The following is an 18856-nucleotide window of genomic DNA, read 5'->3' as shown; positions in this document are numbered from 1 at the left end:
CTTCGAGACTCCAATCCCGGTCGTCGTTACACTGCGAGTATGTCGACCGGCGCTTCTCTCCTGGGTCGGCGCGCGAGCATCATCGACGTTGCCGAACGTGCCGGGGTATCCAGGCAGACGGTGACCCGCGCCATGAACGACATGCCGGGCATCAGCGCGGCCACCAAGCAACGTGTGCTGGACGCTGCTCGAGAGCTGCAGTATCGCCCGAGCCGATTCGGCAGGGGTCTGGTATCGCGAGGGACACCGACCCTGGGCCTCGTCGTCGTCGACCTGACCAACGGGTTCTGGGCGGAGCTCGCCTCCGCGGTGCTCGATGAGGCGACCGAGCGCGGATGGACGGTGCTCATCGCCGAGACGTCTCACGATGCCCGCTCGGCGGTGGCAACGTTGCTGGACCACGTCGACGCGCTCTTCGGTCTCGTGGACGTTCCGGAAACTGAGCTCGACGAATTGGTGGGTCCGACCCCGATCGTCCTCCTGGACCCCAAGCCGGACTTGCGCCGTCGCGCCTGGGTACGCCTGGATTTCGAGAGCGCGATGGCGGATGCTGCGAGTCACCTCGTCTCGAAGGGGCGACGCCGGATCGTCATGCTGGATTGGTCGCGTTCGCAGCCTCGGTCTGAACGGGCCACGAGCTTCGTTCATGCGGTCGAGAGCTTGGGGCTCGACCAGCTGGTGCTGCGACACACTGCGACCAGCGAGCCATCGATCGACCTAGGGAGGCTCGCAGCCGAAGAAGCGCTGGCGCAGTGGCCGGACCTGGACGCGTTCGTCTGTTTCAACGACCCGATTGCGGTCGGCGCGTTGAAGGCATGTCAGGCGGCCGGACGAAGCGTACCGGCGGACGTGTCGATCATCGGGGTCGATGGTTCGGCGGTCGGCCTCGTCGTCACGCCTGAGCTGACCACGCTGAGCTTCGACTTCCGCGAACTTGCACGCACGGCGTTCTCCACGTTGCTCGCGAGCGTCGAGGGCTCGCTTGCCGATGGCGGCCCGGCGGCCCATCGGCCGGTGCGACCTCAGCTGGTCGTGCGCGGCTCGAGCTGAGCGAACCGCTCAACGCACCAGTTGAGAGGTCCTCGTCGCACGGTGAGCTGCGATGAGGTCTCGATACCACAGCGCGGACTTCTTCGGGATCCGATCCAGCGTGGCGGGGTCGACCGCAGCGATACCGAACTTCGCACTGAATCCTGCCGACCACTCGTAGTTGTCCATGAGGGACCAGAGGTAGTAGCTGCGGACATCGTGGCCGGCGCGGATTCCTTCGGAGATCCATTCCAGGAATCCGCGGACATACCTGATGCGCTCGTCGTCGTCGAGCGGGTCGGCGGCGGACGCAGGGCCGTCGGTCATGCCGTTCTCCGTAATGTGGATGGGGCCGCTCCATCCGTAGTCGTCGCGCACCAACTCGAGCGCGTCGAACACCGCTCTCGGGTAGTACTCCTGTCCGTTGTCGAGGAAGTTCCCGCCGGGGAAGGGGTCGCTCTGCGCCCACTTCGTGCCGTCGTTCTTCTCGGAGTCCACGACCACACGCGAGTAGACGTTCAGGCCGAGGTAGTCGAACGGTTCCGAGATGAGCGCCTGATCCCCGTCGGCGATCTCCGGCATCGTGCCGTCGGCTTCGAGCCTGGCGCGGATGCGATCGCTGTACCCGCCGCCGAGCAGCGCGTCGAAGAAGAAGCGGAATCCGTCGTCGTCACCCGCGTTCGCGAGAGCGATGTCGGCGGGTGAGTCCGTCTTGGGGTGACGCTTCCAGATGTCGAGCACGATGCCGATCTCGCCTGGTGAACCGGCCGCGCGGAAGGCCTGGACTCCGCGCCCATGCGCGCGCAGGGCGTTGTGCATCGCCTGCCGTCCGTCGGCTGCGTCTCGTCGCCCGGGCGCGAAGAAGCCCTCGCCGTACCCTGCCCAGATCGCGATCGGCTCGTTGAGGGTCGCCCATCGGTTGACGCGGTCCCCGAAACGGTCGAAGACGAGCGCGGCGTACTCGGCGTACCACTCCGCCACGTCCCGATTCGGCCAGCCGCCGCGATCCTCGAGGGCCTGGGGCAGGTCCCAGTGGTAGAGCGTCACGTTCGGCTGGATGTCCGCGCTCAGGAGGTCGTCGATGACTTGGTCGTAGTACGCCACGCCGGCGGGGTTGACTCGACCCGTACCCTCGGGGAGCAGCCGAGGCCAGCTCATCGACAGGCGGTAGGTGTCCAAGCCGAGTGCGTTCATCAGAGCGATGTCGTCGCGATGACGATGATACGAATCGCACGCGACATCACCTGGGACGTCGTCCTTCACCTTGCCGCTGGTGTGCCCGAAAGTGTCCCAGATCGAGGGCCCCTTGCCATCGGCGTTCCAGCCGCCTTCGATCTGGAACGCGCTCGTGGCGACCCCGAAGCGGAAGTGCGGGGGGAGATCAAGGCTAGGCAAAGCGCCTCCTTCGACGTAGGCTCGTGAACGTTCACGATATGACCCGATGCTCACGAAGGCAAGACGCTAATGCCAATCATCGACCGGCACATCCGGGGCTTGGTCACGTCCCGGTTGCAATCACGAGAATTCCCGATCCCAGTCATTGACAGGACGGGCTCAGCGGGTCTAGCTTCAAACTGAAAGCCGGTCAGTGAAATAGTTTCGGATCGGCATCCTGACGCATCACAGCAATCGCTACAAGGAGGTACTGATGCTGCACCATCGAACCCGACGGCTTCGCACCGTCGTCGGAACCAGTGTTCTCATCGGCGCGCTCGCGCTCACCGGTTGTTCCGATGGCGGAGGGGACAGCGGCGACGGCGAGCCCGTGACGCTCACCTGGTACATGGGGGCCGGCGTTCCGGACGACATCGCCACGGCTGAGGCGCTCGCTGCGGCCTTCAACGACCAGAACGAATCCGACATCACCGTCGAAGTCGATGCCTCGGGTCCGGAGGGTGTGGAGGGCGACAACCTCATCAAGACACGGCTCGCTTCCGGCGACATGGCCGACCTGCTCTGGTACAACAGCGGCGCGCTGATGTACGCGCTCCAGCCGGACGACCAACTCCTGAACATCGCCGACGAGCCCTGGGTGGGTGACCTCAACGACGCCTATCGCGCCACGGTTTCGACCGAGAACGGCACCTACGGTGCGCCGGTGGGCAACGCGATGGGAGGCGGAATCCTGTACAACGTCGACGTGTTCGAGGAAGCCGGAGTCGAGGTTCCGCAGACGTGGGACGAGTTCCTCGACGTCGTCTCCGAACTCAGCGACGCGGGGATCACGCCGGTCATCCAGTCCTACGGCGACACCTGGACATCGCAGCTCGTTGTGCTCGGTGACTTCTACAACGTCCTGGCCGAGGACCCGGCCTTCGCCGAGGAGATCACGGCGAACGAAACCACCTGGGCCGACGGTGCAGGGCTGCAGTCGTTCCAGAAGCTGCAGGACCTGGCAGATGCCGGAGCGTTCAACGAGGACTACTCCACGCTGCTGTTCGATCAGGCGCTGGCGAAGCTCGCGGAGGGTGAGGGTGCGATGTACCCGATGCTCACCTTCACGCAGGCCACGTTCAAGCAGGACTTCCCCGACGCCAACATCGGCTTCTTCCCGGTCCCCGGTGAATCCGCGGACGACCTCGGCCTCACCACTTGGATGCCGTCGTCGGTCTACTCGCCGGCGTACACGGAGCACCCCGATGAGGTGAAGGAGTTCATGGCGTTCGTCGCCAGCCCCGAGGGTTGCGCCGCGATCGGCGAGGCCCGCGGCAACGCTGGGCCGTACGTGGTGAATGGCTGCGAGATGAGCGGCGACGTGTCCCAGATCGTCTCCGACATGCTGCCGTACTTCGAGTCCGGCAAGACCGAGCCGGCGTTCGAGTTCCTGTCCGTCGTCAAGGGGCCGAACCTCGCCAACTTCACCGTCGAGGTGGGCTCCGGGATCTCGACCGCGGAAGAGGCAGCCGCTGCATACGACGAGGACAACGTTCTCCTTGCACAGCAGCTGGGCCTTCCCGGCTGGTGATCCGCCGGCATTAGCACGAAGTAATTCGCGGCGGGGCCGACGGCACGTCGGCTCCGCCGCACCCTCTGGAGGATCTCTTGACCACGACGATGCCACCGCGACAGCGGACCCGGAGCTCGCGGAGCGACAGCCCACCTGCACGAACGGAACGGAAGCGGCGCGGCGGAAAGGACCCCTTCGCGTTCGCGTACCCCGGTTGGTTCTACGCCCCGGCAGGAGTCATCTACGGAGTCCTCTTCCTGTTCCCGACCGTCATCTCGTTCTACTTCGCGTTCACTCGATGGAACCTCACGTCCGCAGAATTCATCGGATTCGACAACTTCGTGACGTTCTTCACCCAGCAGAGGCTCTTCCAGGGTTTCATCAACACCCTCATCTTCGGCGCACTCACGTCGTTCGCCAAGGTGGTGCTGGGTCTCCTCCTCGCTGTCGTCCTCACCTCCGGGATCTTCGCCCGCGGCTATCTTCGCGCAGTCGTCTTCTTCCCCGTCCTCGTCTCGACGATCGGCGTGGGCGTGACCTTCAAGATCCTCTTCGACCCCTTCGACGGACTGGTGAACGAGGCGCTCGCGGTGATCGGAATCACCGGGCCGAACTGGCTGACCGACCCGAACATGGCGATCTACTCCATCGCGATCGTCGACATCTGGAAGGGCGTGGGCCTGGCAGCGCTCATCTACATCGCAGGAATCGTTGCGATCCCGAGCGACTACTACGAAGCCGCCCGAGTCGACGGGGCGAACGCGTGGCACAACTTCTGGCACATCACGCTGCCCTTGGTGCGACCTGCCACGATCACCGTGGTGATCCTGTCGCTCATCGGTGGCCTCCGGACATTCGACCTGATCTGGACGATGACGAGCGGCGGGCCGGGGTTCGCGAGTGACACGATCGCGTCTGTCATCTACAAGCAGTACGCCGCCGGCTACTACGGACTGTCCACCGCCGGGAACGTCATCCTGTTCGTCTTGGTGACGGCAATCGTGCTGCCGATCTACATCTTCTTGAACCGGAAGTCGAAAGAGCTGTGAGAACCGAGCGAATCCGGAACCTCGTCGGCGGCATCATCGCCATTGTCGTCACCGGCATCATCTTCCTGGTGCCGTTCATCTTCATCCTCCTCACGGCGATGAAGACCCGCGAAGAAGCGAACCTGCTCGAGTTCGGATGGCCGGTCGGGGACTTCCGCCTCTTCGAGAACGTCACCGAAGTACTGCAGATCCGCGACTACACCGTCGTCCGCGCGTTCATCAACAGCAGCATCCTGACCGTTTTCTCGGTCAGCATCATGGTGGTTCTCGCTGCGATGGTCGGCTGGACCCTCCAGCGCCGTCAGACTCGCTGGAACGGGCTGATCAACATGCTCGTTCTGGCAGGTCTCATCATCCCCCCGGCGGTCGTACCCACGATCTTCGTGATGAAGGCCCTCGGCATCTTCGCCACCATGCCTGGCCTGATCCTGATCGAGATCGCGTTCGGACTGTCGTTCTGCATCCTGCTGTTCCGTGCATTCGCCGCAACTGTCCCGAGAGAGATCGACGAGGCCGCCATCATCGACGGTGCCGGCCCGATTCGACTGTTCTTCCAGTTCGCGTTCCCGTTGCTGCGAAGCGTCATCGTCACGGTCATCGTCGTGCAATCGGTGTTCGTATTCAATGACTTCGCGGCTCCGCTGTACTTCGCTCCGGGCGCGGACAACGTCACCGTCCAGCTGAGCCTGTACAACTTCCAGAGTCAGTACTTCACGTCGTACAACCTGCTCTTCACCGACATCCTGCTGATCACGATTCCGCCGCTGCTCATCTTCATCTTCTTCAACAAGCAGATCGTCGCGGGCCTGACCTCCGGAGCGGTCAAGGGATGAGCGCGGAAGCGACGCAAGCGAGTTCGCTTCGGCGACTGGGCCGCTCCGGTCTCCTGACGACGCCAGTGGGCATCGGCGGGAGCCCACTCGGCGGCATGAAAGGGCTCTACGGGCACGACACCTCCCACGAGGATGGCGTCGCCACAGCAGTCCGTGCTCTGACCGGACCATTCACGCTGCTCGACACGTCCAACGCGTACGGCAACGGTCGCAGCGAGCAGCGGATCGGCGAGGCCATCCGGGATCTCGGAGGCGTGCCCGATGGCCACCTGATCGCCACGAAGGTGGATGCCGATCCCACGAGCGGAGCCTTCGACCGCGACCGTGTTCTGCGCTCCTTCGAGGAGAGCACGGAACGGCTGGGACTGGACCGCATCGACCTGCTGCACCTCCACGACCCCGAGGGGCACATCTCGGTCGACGAAGCACTGGGCCGGAACGGCGCCATCCGGGGGCTGCTCGAACTGCGGGACGCTGGCCTGGCAGGCTCGATCGGCATCGCCGGAGGCGCGGCCGCAGAGATGACCCGGTACGTGGAGACGGATCACTTCGACGTAGTCCTGACGCACAACCGCTGGACGCTCGTGGACCGCACGGCGGACGAACTCCTCGACCGGGCACGAACGCGGAACATGGGCGTGATCAACGCGGCGCCGTTCGGCGGCGGCGCGCTCGCGCGACGGCCCCGACCCGGCGACCGGTACGCATACGGACTGGGGACCGCGGAGCAGGTGAATGCCGCTGAGCGGATCGCCACGTTCCTCAGCACGGTCGGGATCCCCATCGCCGCAGCCGCGCTGCAGTTCTCCGTCCGCGAATCGCGCATCGATACGACCCTGATCGGCGCATCCAATCCCGGGCGAATCGACGAAGCCCAGCGCCTCCTCGACGTGAACATTCCCGATGAGGTCTGGGCGGAACTGGACGAGCTGACACCCGCGCGAACCCACTGGATCAACGACTGACGGCGGGCAACGGCACGTGGACGGGCGTCGCGGACGTGAACCGCCCGGCGCTCCACGACTCGAGCTCGCCCTTGGATGGCCCACACGGAGGACAAGTGACTCGTGACTTCCCAGCCGACTTCCTCTGGGGAACGGCGACCGCTGCACACCAGGTCGAGGGGGACAACCACAACTCGGATTGGTGGCGATACGAGCACGCGCCGGGCAGCGCCGCCCTGGAGTCCTCAGGCGACGCCATCGACCACTATCACCGCTATTCGGACGATTTCGAGTTGCTGGCGGGAATGGGGCATAGCGCTCACCGGCTGTCCGTCGAGTGGGCACGCATCGAACCCGCGCCAGGCGAGTTCAGTCGTGCGGCGATCGCGCACTACCGGACGGTGCTGGAGACTCTGCGAGCGACGGGTATGCGGTCATTCGTCACCCTCAATCACTTCACGCTGCCGGCGTGGTTCGCGGAACGAGGTGGATGGCTGTCGCACGACGCGTTGGCCTGCTTCGACCGCTATTGCCGGCGGATCCTGCCCGAGCTCGGCGAGTTCATGGACTTCGCGTGCACGATCAACGAACCCCAGATGGTGGCTCTCCACGGCTATCTCGAGGGGTACTTCCCTCCAGGGGAGACGAATCCGACGCTCTGGAAGCGCGTGGGCCGCGTCCTGCTCGATGCTCACCGGCTGGCGGTTCGCGCGGTTCGAGACGAGAGCACCGCCGACCCGGGTCTCGTCGTGCAACTGCCACTTCTCGCACCAGCCCGCGAGGATGAGGCAACTCAGGTCTTCATGCGGGCGCTACGCGCTGAAGTCGTCGATCTCTACCTCGATGGCCTCACCGGCGATCCTGACGCCGGAGGGTGGCTCGGCGTCCAGTACTACCGGAAGAACTGGGTGGATCCGGCGTCGCCCATCTTGTTCGGCACGCCACCCCCGGGAACCCGGCTCACGCAGATGGGATGGGCCGTCCATCCGGACGGCCTCCGCGACATGCTCCATCGAGCTGCGAAGACAGGGCTTCCGCTGTATGTCACCGAGAACGGCATCGCGACCGAGGACGACGCCGAACGGATCGACTACCTCGAATCGCACCTTCAGGCGGTCGCGCGAGCAAGGTCGGAGGGAGTCGACGTGCGTGGATACATTCACTGGTCGGCATTCGACAACTTCGAATGGGCTGAGGGGTATCGTCCCAAGTTCGGCCTCATCGCAGTAGACCGCGACGGGGAGTTCCGCCGGGTTCCCAAGCCCAGCGCCTACGCGCTGGAGCGCGTCGCGCGCAGCGGGGACATCTCGGCATTGCGGGCGCATGGACCTGTGTTCAAACAATGAAAGCCAATCGATGAGTTGTATTGGGCTAGGCTTTCGTCAGAAGCCGACATCGGCGCTCGACGAGGACGTCTGGAGGACGAAGTGAAGTACCGGTACCTGGGAAACTCGGGGCTCAGAGTCACCGAGATCACCTACGGCAACTGGTTGACGCACGGCTCCCAGGTCGAGAACGACTCGGCGAAGGCCTGCGTCCGTGCCGCCCTCGATGTCGGCATCACCACGTTCGACACGGCCGACATGTACGCCAACACCGCCGCTGAGACCGTGCTCGGTGAGGCGTTGAAGGGCGTGCGTCGCGAATCGTTGGAGATCCTCACCAAGACGTACTTCCCGGTCGGACCCGGCGGAGCGAATGACTCCGGCCTGTCGCGCAAGCACATCATGGAGTCCATCGATGGGTCGCTCCGACGCCTCGGAACCGACTATATCGACCTCTATCAGGCTCACCGCTGGGACTACGCCACCCCCCTGGAGGAGACGATGGTGGCGTTCGCCGACCTCGTCAGGTCGGGCAAGGCGTTGTACATCGGGGTCAGCGAATGGACGGCCGATCAGTTGCGACAAGGTGCCGCCCTCGCGAGGGAGTTGCGCATCCCCTTCGTGTCGAACCAGCCGCAGTACTCCGCGCTGTGGCGCGTGATCGAGGCAGACGTCGTGCCGGCGTCGCGGGAGCTCGGCATCTCCCAGATCGTGTGGTCGCCAGTCGCCCAGGGCGTGCTGACCGGCAAGTACCGTTCCCGACACGCGGCACCGACCGGCAGCCGTGCGACCGACGGAAACGGCGGTGCCGAGATGATCGAACGCTGGATGCGCGACGACGTGCTGGATCGGGTTCAGCGTCTCGGTCGGGTCGCCGACGAGCTCGACCTCACGATGGCTCAGCTCGCCATCGCGTGGGTGCTTCAGAACCAGAACGTCGCGGCTGCGCTCATCGGCGCATCGCGTCCCGAGCAGGTCGTCGAGAATGCCGCAGCTTCCGGAGTCGTCCTCCCGCCCGACGCCCTGGCTGCAATCGACGACGCGCTCGGCGACGTCGTCGAACGCGACCCTGCGAAGACCAGCCTCGAATCGCCGGTCGACCGCGTTCGCACCGATGGCTGGGGGACCACGCCGTAGCACTGAAGCGAAGCGACAGAGGCTCCGCGACACCGGCGTCCGCTCGATGCCGCTCTTGGGGGTGCCTGTCCGGACCTCCCGCCGCCCGGGCGCTCCCTGCATCGTAGAGAGCGAGTGCATCACTCGAAGACATCAGGGAGGCCGGATGCTGCACGAACGAACGCTGGGACGACAGGGACTGAAGGTCGCCGAGATCGGCTTGGGGACGATGGGGATGACCGCCTTCTACGGTCGTGGCGGGAGCCGGGAGGAGCACCTCCGGGTCATCCGCAGGGCCCATGAGCTCGGCGTGACCCTGTTCGACACCGCCGAGCTGTACAACCGCGGGAACGGCGCGAACGAGGTGCTCTTGGGCGAGGCAGTCGCGCCGTTCCGTGAATCAGTGCAGCTCGCGACGAAGTTCGGGTTCACCTACGACGCGAACGGCGATTCCAATGGTCGTGACTCGAGCCCGTCGAACATCCGCCGAGTGACGGAGAACAGCCTGCGCTACCTCGGAACGGAGGTGATCGATGTGCTCTATCAGCACCGGCAGGATCCGGCTGTGCCCGTCGAGGAAGTGGCGGGCGCCGTGAAGGAACTGATCGAGGAGGGCAAGGTCCGCTACTTCGGACTCAGCGAGGTGGGACCGGAGACGTTGCGGCGCGCTCACGCGGTGCAGCCGGTCTCCGTGGTGCAGACCGAGTACTCGCTGTTCGAGCGGGGTGTGGAGTCCGAGGTGCTTCCGGCCGCCCGGGAGCTCGGCATCGGGTTCGTCCCGTACTCGCCGTTGGGACGCGGTTTCCTCACATCGGCGGTCAAGCCGGCCGAGCAGTACGAGGCGAGCGACTTCCGGCGTCATGATGCTCGCTGGCAGGGTGAGAACTATCGTTCGAACGTCAGTGCGGTCGATCGGCTCACTGCGTTGGCCCACGACAACGGCGTGACGGCAGCACAGTTGGCGCTCGCATGGCTGCTCGCACAGGGGGATGACATCGTGCCCATTCCCGGCACCCGACGCGTGGATCGGCTGGAGGAGAACATCTCGGCCGCCGCGCTCTCACTCACGGCGACTGAACTCGACCTGATCGACGAGATCATCCCGGACGGCGCGGTCGGCGCGAGATACACCGACGAGCACCTGCCGACGTGGGTGTGATGGCGGACTCCACCGGAGTCCGACACGCCGTCGCCCCCTCGCAGCCGAGCGCTTCGCGCGCGGAGCCGACGACCCCCATCGAGGAGAACGAGCGTGACCGAGTTGAAACGGCCTGGTTTCTGGAGTGCCCGATTGGCGGCGGTTCCTCGACCGGTACCTGCAGCTTCGGAACTACACCGAGACGGTGCGGCGGGCCGGCTTCAGCGACACCGACTTCACCGACGGCGGGAGCGACCGTCTCGTCGACACGATCGTCGCGCACGGCACCATCGACGAACTCGCGGATCGCACGTGGGCGCACTGGGACGCCGGCGCCGATCACGTCTCCGTGAACGTGCAACCCGACACAGAGGACCCGGTGCCGACCCTCCGTGCCCTCGCAGCCCCCGCTCTCGAACGCTGACGCCCGCCCACACACGGAGGAGATCATGGAAGTCCATCGTCACGAAACCATCAAGAATCCGCCCGAGTGGTTCACCGGTGATGTCTGGCTGGACGCCGTCGCGGCACCGAACGGAACCGGCCAGCAGGCGAACGCCGGAATCGTCCGCTTCGCTCCAGGCGCCAGGACGGCATGGCACACGCATCCCGGGGGTCAGACGTTGCACGTGCTCGAAGGGATCGCGCTCGTGCAATCGCGAGGCGGCGCCGTCGTCGAAGTGCGGCCGGGCGAGACAGCGGTCTGTCCTCCGGGGGAGGAACATTGGCACGGGGCTGCGCCGGATAGCTTCATGACCCACCTCGCCGTGTGGGATACGCTGCCCGGTCAGCCGAGCGCGGTCTGGGGGAACCACGTGACCGACGCGGAGTACGGCGCCCGGTAGCCGGCCTCGACGCTCGGGTGCTGGACCCGCGGGCTGCTCAGTGACCGGCGGTGGTCAGCGCCGATACGGCGTCCGCCTGCTCCGTCGTCAGTTGCACGTCAGCCGCTGAGGCGTTGGCCTGGAGTTCGTCGACGGATTCGGCGCCGATGATCACGGAAGCCACGGCCGGACGGGAAAGCAGCCAGCTCAGGGACACCTGTTGCATGCCCATGCCCCAGACGCGGGCGAGCCGTTCGAGTTCCCCTGCGACCGCGATCTCGGTCTCGGTGAAACCCGTGCCGCCGAAGCGTTGGTCACCGGAGATCCGACGATCCAGGACGGCCAGGTCGGCGAGCAGGCCTCCGTGCAGTGGCGCGTACGGCACGATCGACACGTCGAACCGTTCGCAGGCCGCGGCCAGTTCACGCTCCGCGGTCCGGTCGAGCAGGCTGTACTTGACCTGGGCGCACACCGGTCCGGACCTGAGCCGCGCGCCGTCCGCAATCCACAACGCCTCGGTGAGCTGCCAGGCAGGATGATTCGACAGCCCGACGTACCGCAGTTTGCCCTGTCGGATCAGGTCGTCGTAGACGGCGAGCGTCTGTTCCAGGGGCGTGTCGGGGTCGGGGAAGTGCGCGTAGTGGAGATCGATGTAGTCGGTACCCAGTCGGCGCAGGCTCTGCTCGACCTGGCGGATCACATACCGTCGCGACAGGCCGGCGTCTGGATCGAACCGCCGCTCACCGCACTTGGTGGCGAGGACGACCTCGTCGCGGCGACCGGCGAGTGCTCGGCCGAGGATCTCCTCCGCGGACGCCCGCTCGCTCGAGGGAGGCGCGCCGGGCCTGTCGAACGTCGGCGACGAACCGTACACATCCGCCGTATCGAAGAAGTTGATCCCAAGATCGAGCGCCGCGGAGACGATACCGGCCGCATCTGACGCTGTGGGAGCGACCCCGAATGTGGCGGTTCCCAAACCGATCTGGGAAACGCGTACGCCGGTCGGGCCCAGCCTGCCGTACTTCATGGGAGGAGCCCCCTCTCCGGGCGTATGGCGCGTCGACGTCTGCCCGGACTCAGCATGTCAGCGAACCCGCTCGGCGGTAAGGTCGCGTCGACTCGGATTCAACCGTCCCTCCTCGTCAGTTGCCCAGGCGGGTCAGCTCGTCGTGGGTGAGCCGCAGGTCAACCGCGCGTGCGGAATCGACGATGGTCTCCGGGCGGGAGGCTCCCGGGATCGGGATCATCGTGGGCGCGAGGGACAGCTCCCACGCCAGGGCGACCTGCTGCGGGCTGATACCGCGCTCGGCGGCGATCTCTCCGAACGCCGTGTTCACGCCTGCGATGGAGCGGCTGCGACCGATGCCGCCGAGCGGGTTCCACGGCAGGAACGCGAGCCCGAGTTCGGCGGCGAGGTCGAGCTCGGATCGCGAGTCCTGGTGGGCGGGGGAGTATCGGTTCTGCACCGATACCAGGCCCTCACCCAGGATGTCGCGGGCGACGCGGATCTGATCCGTGGTGACGTTGGAGATGCCCGCCGTCTGGATCACACCGTCCGCGAGGAGATCCTTGAACGCACCGATCGAGTCCTCGAACGGCACGGCAGGGTCCGGGTCGTGGAACTGGTAGAGGGCGATGCTGTCCACGCCCAGGTTCCTCGCCGATATCCGCGCCGCGGTCTTGAGGTGCTCCGGCGTGCCGTTGTTGACCCAACTTCCATCGGCGGGCCGTTGGAAGCCGCCCTTGGTCGCGACGACGACGTTCGATGTGTCGTCCCGGTAGCTGCGCAGCGCCTTCGCGATCAGGATCTCGTTGTGATTCGTCTCGTCTGGCCGCGACCGGTAGGCGTCGGCGGTGTCGATGAGTGTCACGCCCGCGTCGAGCGCGGCGTGAATCGTGCGTATGGCGCGGCCCTCCTCGGGCCGGCCGTCCAGCGACAGCCACATCCCGCCCAGGCCGATCGCACTGACCTCGAACGAGCCGATCTTCCGCATGAGCATCCGTGGTCCTCCCGATGTGCTTCCTCGACGTTCGGCTCCCATCGTGGCTGCGAATCGAACGGCGTGGGAGGCCCGGACCAGACCCCCCAGGCCTTCGGGCGTGAATCTCGATTCGACACACCTGTGGCACCGCGTCTCCGTCGACGGATGAATCGTGCGCCAGATCCTTCACGGCGGTCCCGGCTACCCGGTCGAGCCTTCGATCCGCGCGACGCGCGTGGCATCCTGCGGATCACCGGCATCGAGCGTTCGTGCCCGTCGGCCTTCCGCCCATGCGGGCAGCAGAGCGAGGCGGTCGGCGTCGGGGGTACCGGGCTCGGCGCTGTACGTCACGATCGACAACCCCGTCTCGCCGGGCAGCTGCCAGCCGTCATATGTCACCTCGATCGCTCCGACGCCGGGGTGATTGAAGGTCTTCACCCCGCTGCGATGCTCGTGGACGTCGTGCTCGGCCCAGTCCTTCCGGAACTGTGGGCTGCGTGCCGACAGCTCGCCGATCAGGGCGGTGAGTTCCTCGTCGAGCGGGTTCCGGCCGACTTCGAGTCGGAGCATCGCGGCGGTCATCCGGCGCGCTTCCCCCCAATCCGCGTAGAACGTGCGGGCGCGTGGATCGAGGAAGGTCGTGCGGGCGATGTTCGGGCGAGCGTCGGTGTCGAAATGGATGTGGTACAGCGCGCGTCCGGCCTCGTTCGCACCGACGATGTCGTGCGGCGCGTTGTACACGATTGCCGGCAGGGCCATGCTGTCCAGCACCCGCTGCACCGACGTGCGCACGGACCCAGGTGGACGCATCGGCTGGGAAGAGACTCGCGGGGCGGACGCGCGGCGAGCGAGGTCGAAGAGGTGGGCACGCTCGATATCGTCAAGCAGCAGGGCCCGTGCGATCGCGTTCAGGACGCTCTCCGATGCGCCGCGGATATTCCCCCGCTCGAGTCGCGTGTAGTAGTCCAAGCTCACATCGGCGAGCATCGCCACTTCCTCGCGCCGCAGTCCTGGCACACGCCGGTCTCCGGAGTCCGGCAGACCAACCTGGCCTGGTCGCACCTGGGCGCGCCTGGTGATCAGGAACTCGCGGACCTCGTCCTTCACCGTCATGACCTCACCCTAGGCATGCGGTTCCACGACGCGGGAGGCTCTGCCGCGGCCCCCCACCCACGTCCGCCCCTCGCGGTCCGAAACGCGAGAACCGGAATGGAGTGGCGAGCATCGTCGGCGCCATCCCGTCAACCGGTGATGCTCGCCTGTGAGCGTGCGCGGCTGGCGCGCGCCCACGTCCGCGGCGGCGGGGTGAGTTCGTGGTCGCCCGAATGGCGGAAGGCCTGGAGCATGTATTCACCGAAGCGTCGCCAACTCCGTGGCGCAGCGTGTCCCATGCCGCGAACGATGCCCGCGTTGGCGTTGATCAGCATGAACAGGTCGCTGTGGTCGAAGTCCTCGCGAAGGGACCCGGCCGCCTTGACCCGGTCCACCAGGGCGATGCTGGCGTCGAGAGCGCGAGAGATCTCGCTGCGGAACAGGGCCGTGGCGTCGCGGGGACGCAGGATGAGTTCGCTGAACGCGAGGTCGGCGGCCTGCTGCTCGAGCATGAAGAACACGTAGTCCTCGAACGCCTCCCAGGGCGCGGTTCGTGCGCGCTCGACCGCCTGCTCGGTGCGGTCGGCGTACCGCGCGATCTTCTCCTCCATCACCACGGTCACCAGTTCATCCACTGTGGGGAAGCGGCGGTAGATCGTGCCGACTCCGACACCGGCGACATCCGCGATGTGCTCGAGCGTGACCGCGGTGCCCTCTTCAGCGAACACGCGTCCGGCGGCGCAGATGATGGCCTGCCGGTTGCGTTCGGCATCCGCCCGCAGCGGCTTGGGTTCGGCAGTCGACGGCTTAGTCACGTCATCATCTTACCGGATGTGGAATAGTCCTTCCAGTTGTGTGGTTGACTCTTGAAGTGGAGCAACGGTTCCACTAAATCGATCTTCGTGATCGCAGGAAGGCAGGAAGACATGAAGGCTCTGGTGTTGAAGGACTTCGACACGGCTCCCGAGGTGGCAGAGGTGGATCTGCCCGAGCCCGGTGCCGGTGAGGTGCGGGTCCGGATCAAGGCCGCGTCGATCAACGGATTCGACGTCGCGGTGGCGGGCGGCCGTCTGAAGGGCATGATGACCCACCGGTTCCCCGTGGTCGTCGGCAAGGACTATGCGGGCGTCATCGACGCGTTGGGTCAGGACGTGACGGAGTTCGTGGTCGGTGACCGGGTATTCGGCGTGGTCTCGAAGGAGGACCTCGGCGACGGCTCCTTCAGCGAGTACGTGACCGTGCCCGTCGCGACCGGCATCGCCCGCATCCCGGAGGGAATCGGGTACACGGAGGCTGCGGCGCTGGGCCTTGCCGGCACGGCGGCGGCGGATGCGTTCGATGCCGCGGCGATCGGTGCCGGTCAGCGGGTGCTGGTCGCCGGGGCGACCGGAGGCGTCGGCCAGCAGGTGGTGCAGCTCGCGGCGAAGGCCGGTGCCGAGGTGGTCGCCACCGCGACGTCGGACGATGAGGTCGCGAAGGTGCGTGAACTCGGCGCGGCCTCGACGGTCGACTACCGCGCGGATGTCGCCGCGCAGGTGCGCCAGCTCCACCCGTCCGGCGTGGACGCGGTGCTGCACTTCGCCGGCGACCCGGCGGCATTGGCATCGATCGTGAGGGAGGGTGGGGTTCTCGTCTCGACGTTGGTGATGGACCCTGCGCAGCTGCAGGTCGAGGGCGTACGAGTCGTCCCGATCTTCGCGCAGTCCACGAACGCGACACTGGAGCGCATCGCCCGCGATCACGCCGAGGGACACACGGCCGTGACCGTGCAGCGCGTCTACACACTCGACGAGGCGCCCGACGCGCTGGGCCACTTCGCCGCCGGCACGCTCGGCAAGCTCGTGCTGGCCATCAACTGACGCTGACTCGCGACGGTGTGCGGGCCGCAGTGCGGCCCGCACCATCGCGCGACGGAAGGACCACCCATTCATGGAACTCGGAATCTTCTCCCTCGGTGACATCTACGCACCCGGCGGCGACACGGCCGCGTCTCGCACGGACGACATCACCTCGTACGGCGTCGCGGCGGAGCGGGCGGGGCTGGACGTCTTCGGGGTCGGCGAACATCATTCGCGGCAGTTCGCCGTGTCTTCGCCGGCCGTGAACCTCGCCGCGATCGCCCAGGCGACCGACCGTATCCGACTCACCACGACGGCGTCGGTGCTGTCGGTCCTGGACCCGGTCCGGGTCTACCAGGACTTCGCCACGCTCGATCTCATCAGCCACGGCCGGACGGAGATCTACGCCGGGCGAAGCGCGTTCGCCGAACCGTTCGCCTTGTTCGGTGAGAACCTCCACGACCTCGATTCACTGTTCGCGGAGAAGCTCGAACTGCTGCTCCGGCTCCGCGATGAGGACAGCGTGACCTGGGAGGGTGCGCACCGGTCGCCGCTCGTGGACGCCGCGCCCAATCCGTCGGCACGTCCAGACCTGCCGATCTGGGTGGCCGTGGGTGGCACCCCGTCCAGCGCCCAGCGCGCCGGAGCGCTCGGGCTGCCGATGGCGCTCGGGTTCATCGGCGGCACTCTGGACCACGCGAAGCGTCTCGTGCAGCTCTACCGCGCCGCGGGGCGGGCGGCCGGTCACGGCGATGGGGTGCTGAAGGTCGGCATCACCAGCCATTTCTATGTCGGCGAATCGCAGGAGACCGCACTGGAGGAGTTCTTCTTGTACTACCAGCGGTACCTGGCCCCGGAGACCAATGGTGGTCGCGGCTGGCGGGTCGACCCTGCCGGGGCGCAGATGCTGACCGCGCGCCGGGGCGCGCTCATGGTCGGCGGACCCCGGGAAATCGCGGAGAAGATCCTCGACCTCCGGGCAGAGCTCGGCGCCGACCGCTTCCTCGGTCAGGTCGACCTCGGCGGACTCCCTCGCACGATGGTGCACGACTCCATCCGCCGCTTCGGGGAACGGGTCGCCCCGGCACTACGACAGGTGCTCGGGTCGTGAACGTCACGGTCTTCGGCGCGACCGGCGCCATCGGGGCACTCACGGTCGACGAACTCCTCGAGCGTGGGCACGCCGTCACCGCATACATCCGCAACCCCGCCAAGGTCCCAGACCGCTGGGCGGGAGCGGTGTCGGTCGTGGTGGGACAGATCGAGGATGCCACTGCGATCGACACCGTCGTCGCCGGATCCGACGTCGTGGTCAGCGCGCTCGGCCCGAGTATGGACCGGCACGCCACGGGGCTGCCACTCGTCGAGGGCACGGGCCACATACTCGCCGCCATGCGTCGCCACGGCGTCACTCGGTATATCGGCCACGGCACCCCCAGCATCCTCGATCCGCGTGAGAGACCCACCCTGCAGACGCGCCTCATCCGCTTCCTCGGCCGCACCTTCCTGCCACGCGCCTACGCCGAGCTCATCGGCATGACCGACCTTGTGATGCAAGCACGAGTGCGCTGGACGATCGTCCGCTTCACTGCCCCGAAGGACACCCCCAAGCGCGACGCCCTCCGGGTCGGGTCCTACGGGCAGAACTCGATCGGGTTCGCGATCAGCCGCGCCGACATCGCCGCGTTCACCGCTTCGCAAGTCGTCGACGACACCTACCTCGACGCCGCCCCCGCCATCAGCAACTGAACCGAACGAAGGAACCCTCATGGATATCGCTCTCTGGATCGCCTCCGGCATCCTGGCCGCCGCCTACCTCGCCGCCGGCCTGATCAAGCTCATTCGCCCGAAGCCGCAGCTGAAGTCGATGCTGCCCTGGACCGAGGACTTCGCGCCCGCGACGATCAAGCTCATCGGCGCCGTCGAGCTTCTGGGCGCGGTGGGTCTCATCGTGCCCTGGGCGACCGGCATCCTCCCGGTGCTGACGCCGTTGGCCGCGACAGGACTCGTGATCGTGCAGGTCAGCGCCATCGTCACGCACGTGCGGCGCGGGGAGGCCAAGGTCACCCCGTTCAACGTCACAATGCTCGCCGTGGCCCTGTTCATCGCCATCGGCCGATTCGTGCAGCTCGCCGGCGTCTGAGCAGCCCAGTCGAACGCGACCCTTGGCGCGGCGGCGGACATCGTGCGGGATGAAGACGCTCGCCCGGGCTTCCGCCGCGCCGAGTCTGCGCCAGCTTGATCGATCGTCAGGAGCGATCGGCTGAGAGCAACATTCCGTTCGCCTCGCGGGCGTCGTCGTCGACCCAGATCAGTCCGAGGGGTTCGTCGACGTCACCGCGTGAGTCGACCACGGTGGTCCTGTAGCCGACACGCCAGCGATGGTCCGCCCCCGCGCTCCACGGCAGCGGAGTCGGATCCTCGATTCGGTCGACCAGTTCGACCACCGCCCACGCCGGGTCGCCTCGACTGCTGGCGATGCGCTTCGCCACTGCCGTCGCGGCGTCGTCGACCCTGGCAATTCCGGATACGCGGACATCTTCCGAGACCGCCCCGAGCGGACCCGCTCCGCTCCCGAGCTCGCTGAACATGTTCAGATCGCGCTCGCGTCCGCGGCGGAGAGATGCGGAGCACGGTGAGCCCGATGCCGTGGTTCGGCGCAGCTGTGCGGAACTTCGCTTGACCTGAACTGTTCAGCGAGTGACGAGTTCTGCCTGAACGCGTTCAAGTGGCTCAAGA

At 66.5% G+C, this 18856-nt stretch carries 20 protein-coding genes; 14 read left to right on the top strand and 6 right to left on the bottom strand.

Annotated elements, in window-relative coordinates; translation table 11 throughout:
- Positions 1–39 precede the first annotated feature (39 nt).
- Positions 40–1050 (top strand): LacI family DNA-binding transcriptional regulator, encoded by a 1011-nt coding sequence (locus ACQ393_RS04030; protein WP_430645533.1) that lies wholly within the window; start codon positions 40–42, stop codon positions 1048–1050.
- 9 nt (positions 1051–1059) lie between these two features.
- On the opposite strand, the gene ACQ393_RS04025 is transcribed toward ACQ393_RS04030, so the two are convergent.
- The gene (locus ACQ393_RS04025; RefSeq protein ID WP_271192395.1) at positions 1060–2478 is read right to left on the bottom strand and encodes a GH1 family beta-glucosidase; all 1419 of its coding nucleotides are present in this window, start codon (positions 2476–2478) and stop codon (positions 1060–1062) included.
- Positions 2479–2677: 199 nt separating this feature from the next.
- On the opposite strand from ACQ393_RS04025, the gene ACQ393_RS04020 reads away from it, so the two are divergent.
- The 9 genes from ACQ393_RS04020 to ACQ393_RS03980 all read left to right on the top strand — a co-directional run bounded on the left by ACQ393_RS04020 (position 2678) and on the right by ACQ393_RS03980 (position 11226).
- Positions 2678–3994, top strand: coding sequence for an ABC transporter substrate-binding protein (locus ACQ393_RS04020; RefSeq protein WP_430645532.1), 1317 nt, complete (start codon positions 2678–2680; stop codon positions 3992–3994).
- Between the two features lie 89 nt (positions 3995–4083).
- Complete coding sequence (locus tag ACQ393_RS04015; protein ID WP_430645531.1) at positions 4084–5025, top strand: carbohydrate ABC transporter permease; 942 nt, start codon at positions 4084–4086, stop codon at positions 5023–5025.
- Positions 5022–5858: a carbohydrate ABC transporter permease gene (locus ACQ393_RS04010; protein WP_430645530.1), complete on the top strand. Its 837-nt coding sequence runs from the start codon at positions 5022–5024 to the stop codon at positions 5856–5858. Before ACQ393_RS04015 ends, ACQ393_RS04010 begins: the two co-directional genes overlap by 4 nt.
- Complete coding sequence (locus ACQ393_RS04005) at positions 5855–6823, top strand: aldo/keto reductase (protein ID WP_430645529.1); 969 nt, start codon at positions 5855–5857, stop codon at positions 6821–6823. The genes ACQ393_RS04010 and ACQ393_RS04005 overlap by 4 nt, the downstream gene beginning before the upstream one ends.
- Before the next feature lie 95 nt (positions 6824–6918).
- Positions 6919–8148, top strand: coding sequence for a glycoside hydrolase family 1 protein (locus ACQ393_RS04000; protein ID WP_430645528.1), 1230 nt, complete (start codon positions 6919–6921; stop codon positions 8146–8148).
- Between the two features lie 81 nt (positions 8149–8229).
- Entirely contained in the window at positions 8230–9264 is a 1035-nt protein-coding gene (locus ACQ393_RS03995) for an aldo/keto reductase family protein (protein ID WP_430645527.1), read from the top strand.
- Between the two features lie 145 nt (positions 9265–9409).
- A complete protein-coding gene (locus ACQ393_RS03990; RefSeq protein ID WP_430645526.1) occupies positions 9410–10402 on the top strand; it encodes an aldo/keto reductase in 993 nt (330 codons plus the stop codon).
- A 124-nt stretch (positions 10403–10526) separates the two neighbouring features.
- Entirely contained in the window at positions 10527–10805 is a 279-nt protein-coding gene (locus ACQ393_RS03985; RefSeq protein WP_430645525.1) for a hypothetical protein, read from the top strand.
- A 25-nt stretch (positions 10806–10830) separates the two neighbouring features.
- Positions 10831–11226: a (R)-mandelonitrile lyase gene (locus ACQ393_RS03980; protein WP_430645524.1), complete on the top strand. Its 396-nt coding sequence runs from the start codon at positions 10831–10833 to the stop codon at positions 11224–11226.
- Between the two features lie 37 nt (positions 11227–11263).
- Here the strand turns inward: ACQ393_RS03980 and ACQ393_RS03975 are convergent, their stop codons facing one another.
- From ACQ393_RS03975 to ACQ393_RS03960, 4 genes are all read right to left on the bottom strand, one after another.
- On the bottom strand, positions 11264–12232 hold the full coding sequence (locus tag ACQ393_RS03975; protein WP_430645523.1) for an aldo/keto reductase: 969 nt from the start codon (positions 12230–12232) through the stop codon (positions 11264–11266).
- A 115-nt stretch (positions 12233–12347) separates the two neighbouring features.
- Positions 12348–13205 carry an aldo/keto reductase gene (locus ACQ393_RS03970; protein WP_430645522.1) on the bottom strand — a complete coding sequence of 286 codons (858 nt, stop codon included), beginning with the start codon at positions 13203–13205 and terminating at the stop codon, positions 12348–12350.
- Between the two features lie 183 nt (positions 13206–13388).
- Positions 13389–14300 carry a helix-turn-helix transcriptional regulator gene (locus ACQ393_RS03965; RefSeq protein WP_430645521.1) on the bottom strand — a complete coding sequence of 304 codons (912 nt, stop codon included), beginning with the start codon at positions 14298–14300 and terminating at the stop codon, positions 13389–13391.
- 128 nt (positions 14301–14428) lie between these two features.
- On the bottom strand, positions 14429–15094 hold the full coding sequence (locus tag ACQ393_RS03960) for a TetR/AcrR family transcriptional regulator (protein WP_430645520.1): 666 nt from the start codon (positions 15092–15094) through the stop codon (positions 14429–14431).
- A gap of 111 nt (positions 15095–15205) precedes the next feature.
- Between ACQ393_RS03960 and ACQ393_RS03955 the strand changes: the two genes are divergently transcribed.
- The 4 genes from ACQ393_RS03955 to ACQ393_RS03940 all read left to right on the top strand — a co-directional run bounded on the left by ACQ393_RS03955 (position 15206) and on the right by ACQ393_RS03940 (position 18260).
- On the top strand, positions 15206–16138 hold the full coding sequence (locus ACQ393_RS03955) for an NADP-dependent oxidoreductase (RefSeq protein WP_430645519.1): 933 nt from the start codon (positions 15206–15208) through the stop codon (positions 16136–16138).
- 70 nt (positions 16139–16208) lie between these two features.
- A complete protein-coding gene (locus ACQ393_RS03950; protein WP_430645518.1) occupies positions 16209–17228 on the top strand; it encodes an LLM class flavin-dependent oxidoreductase in 1020 nt (339 codons plus the stop codon).
- Positions 17225–17866 (top strand): NAD(P)-dependent oxidoreductase, encoded by a 642-nt coding sequence (locus tag ACQ393_RS03945; protein WP_430645517.1) that lies wholly within the window; start codon positions 17225–17227, stop codon positions 17864–17866. The genes ACQ393_RS03950 and ACQ393_RS03945 overlap by 4 nt, the downstream gene beginning before the upstream one ends.
- A 19-nt stretch (positions 17867–17885) precedes the next feature.
- Entirely contained in the window at positions 17886–18260 is a 375-nt protein-coding gene (locus tag ACQ393_RS03940) for a DoxX family protein (RefSeq protein WP_155843473.1), read from the top strand.
- A 106-nt stretch (positions 18261–18366) separates the two neighbouring features.
- Here ACQ393_RS03940 and ACQ393_RS03935 read toward each other — a convergent pair whose 3' ends face one another.
- The gene (locus ACQ393_RS03935; RefSeq protein WP_430645516.1) at positions 18367–18708 is read right to left on the bottom strand and encodes a hypothetical protein; all 342 of its coding nucleotides are present in this window, start codon (positions 18706–18708) and stop codon (positions 18367–18369) included.
- Positions 18709–18856 lie beyond the last annotated feature (148 nt).

It is taken from the genome of Agromyces sp. GXS1127, from assembly GCF_050565425.1.
Classification (GTDB): Bacteria; Actinomycetota; Actinomycetes; order Actinomycetales; family Microbacteriaceae; genus Agromyces.
Note: the sequence above shows the minus strand (reverse complement) of the source record. Positions and strands in the feature narration are given on the sequence as shown.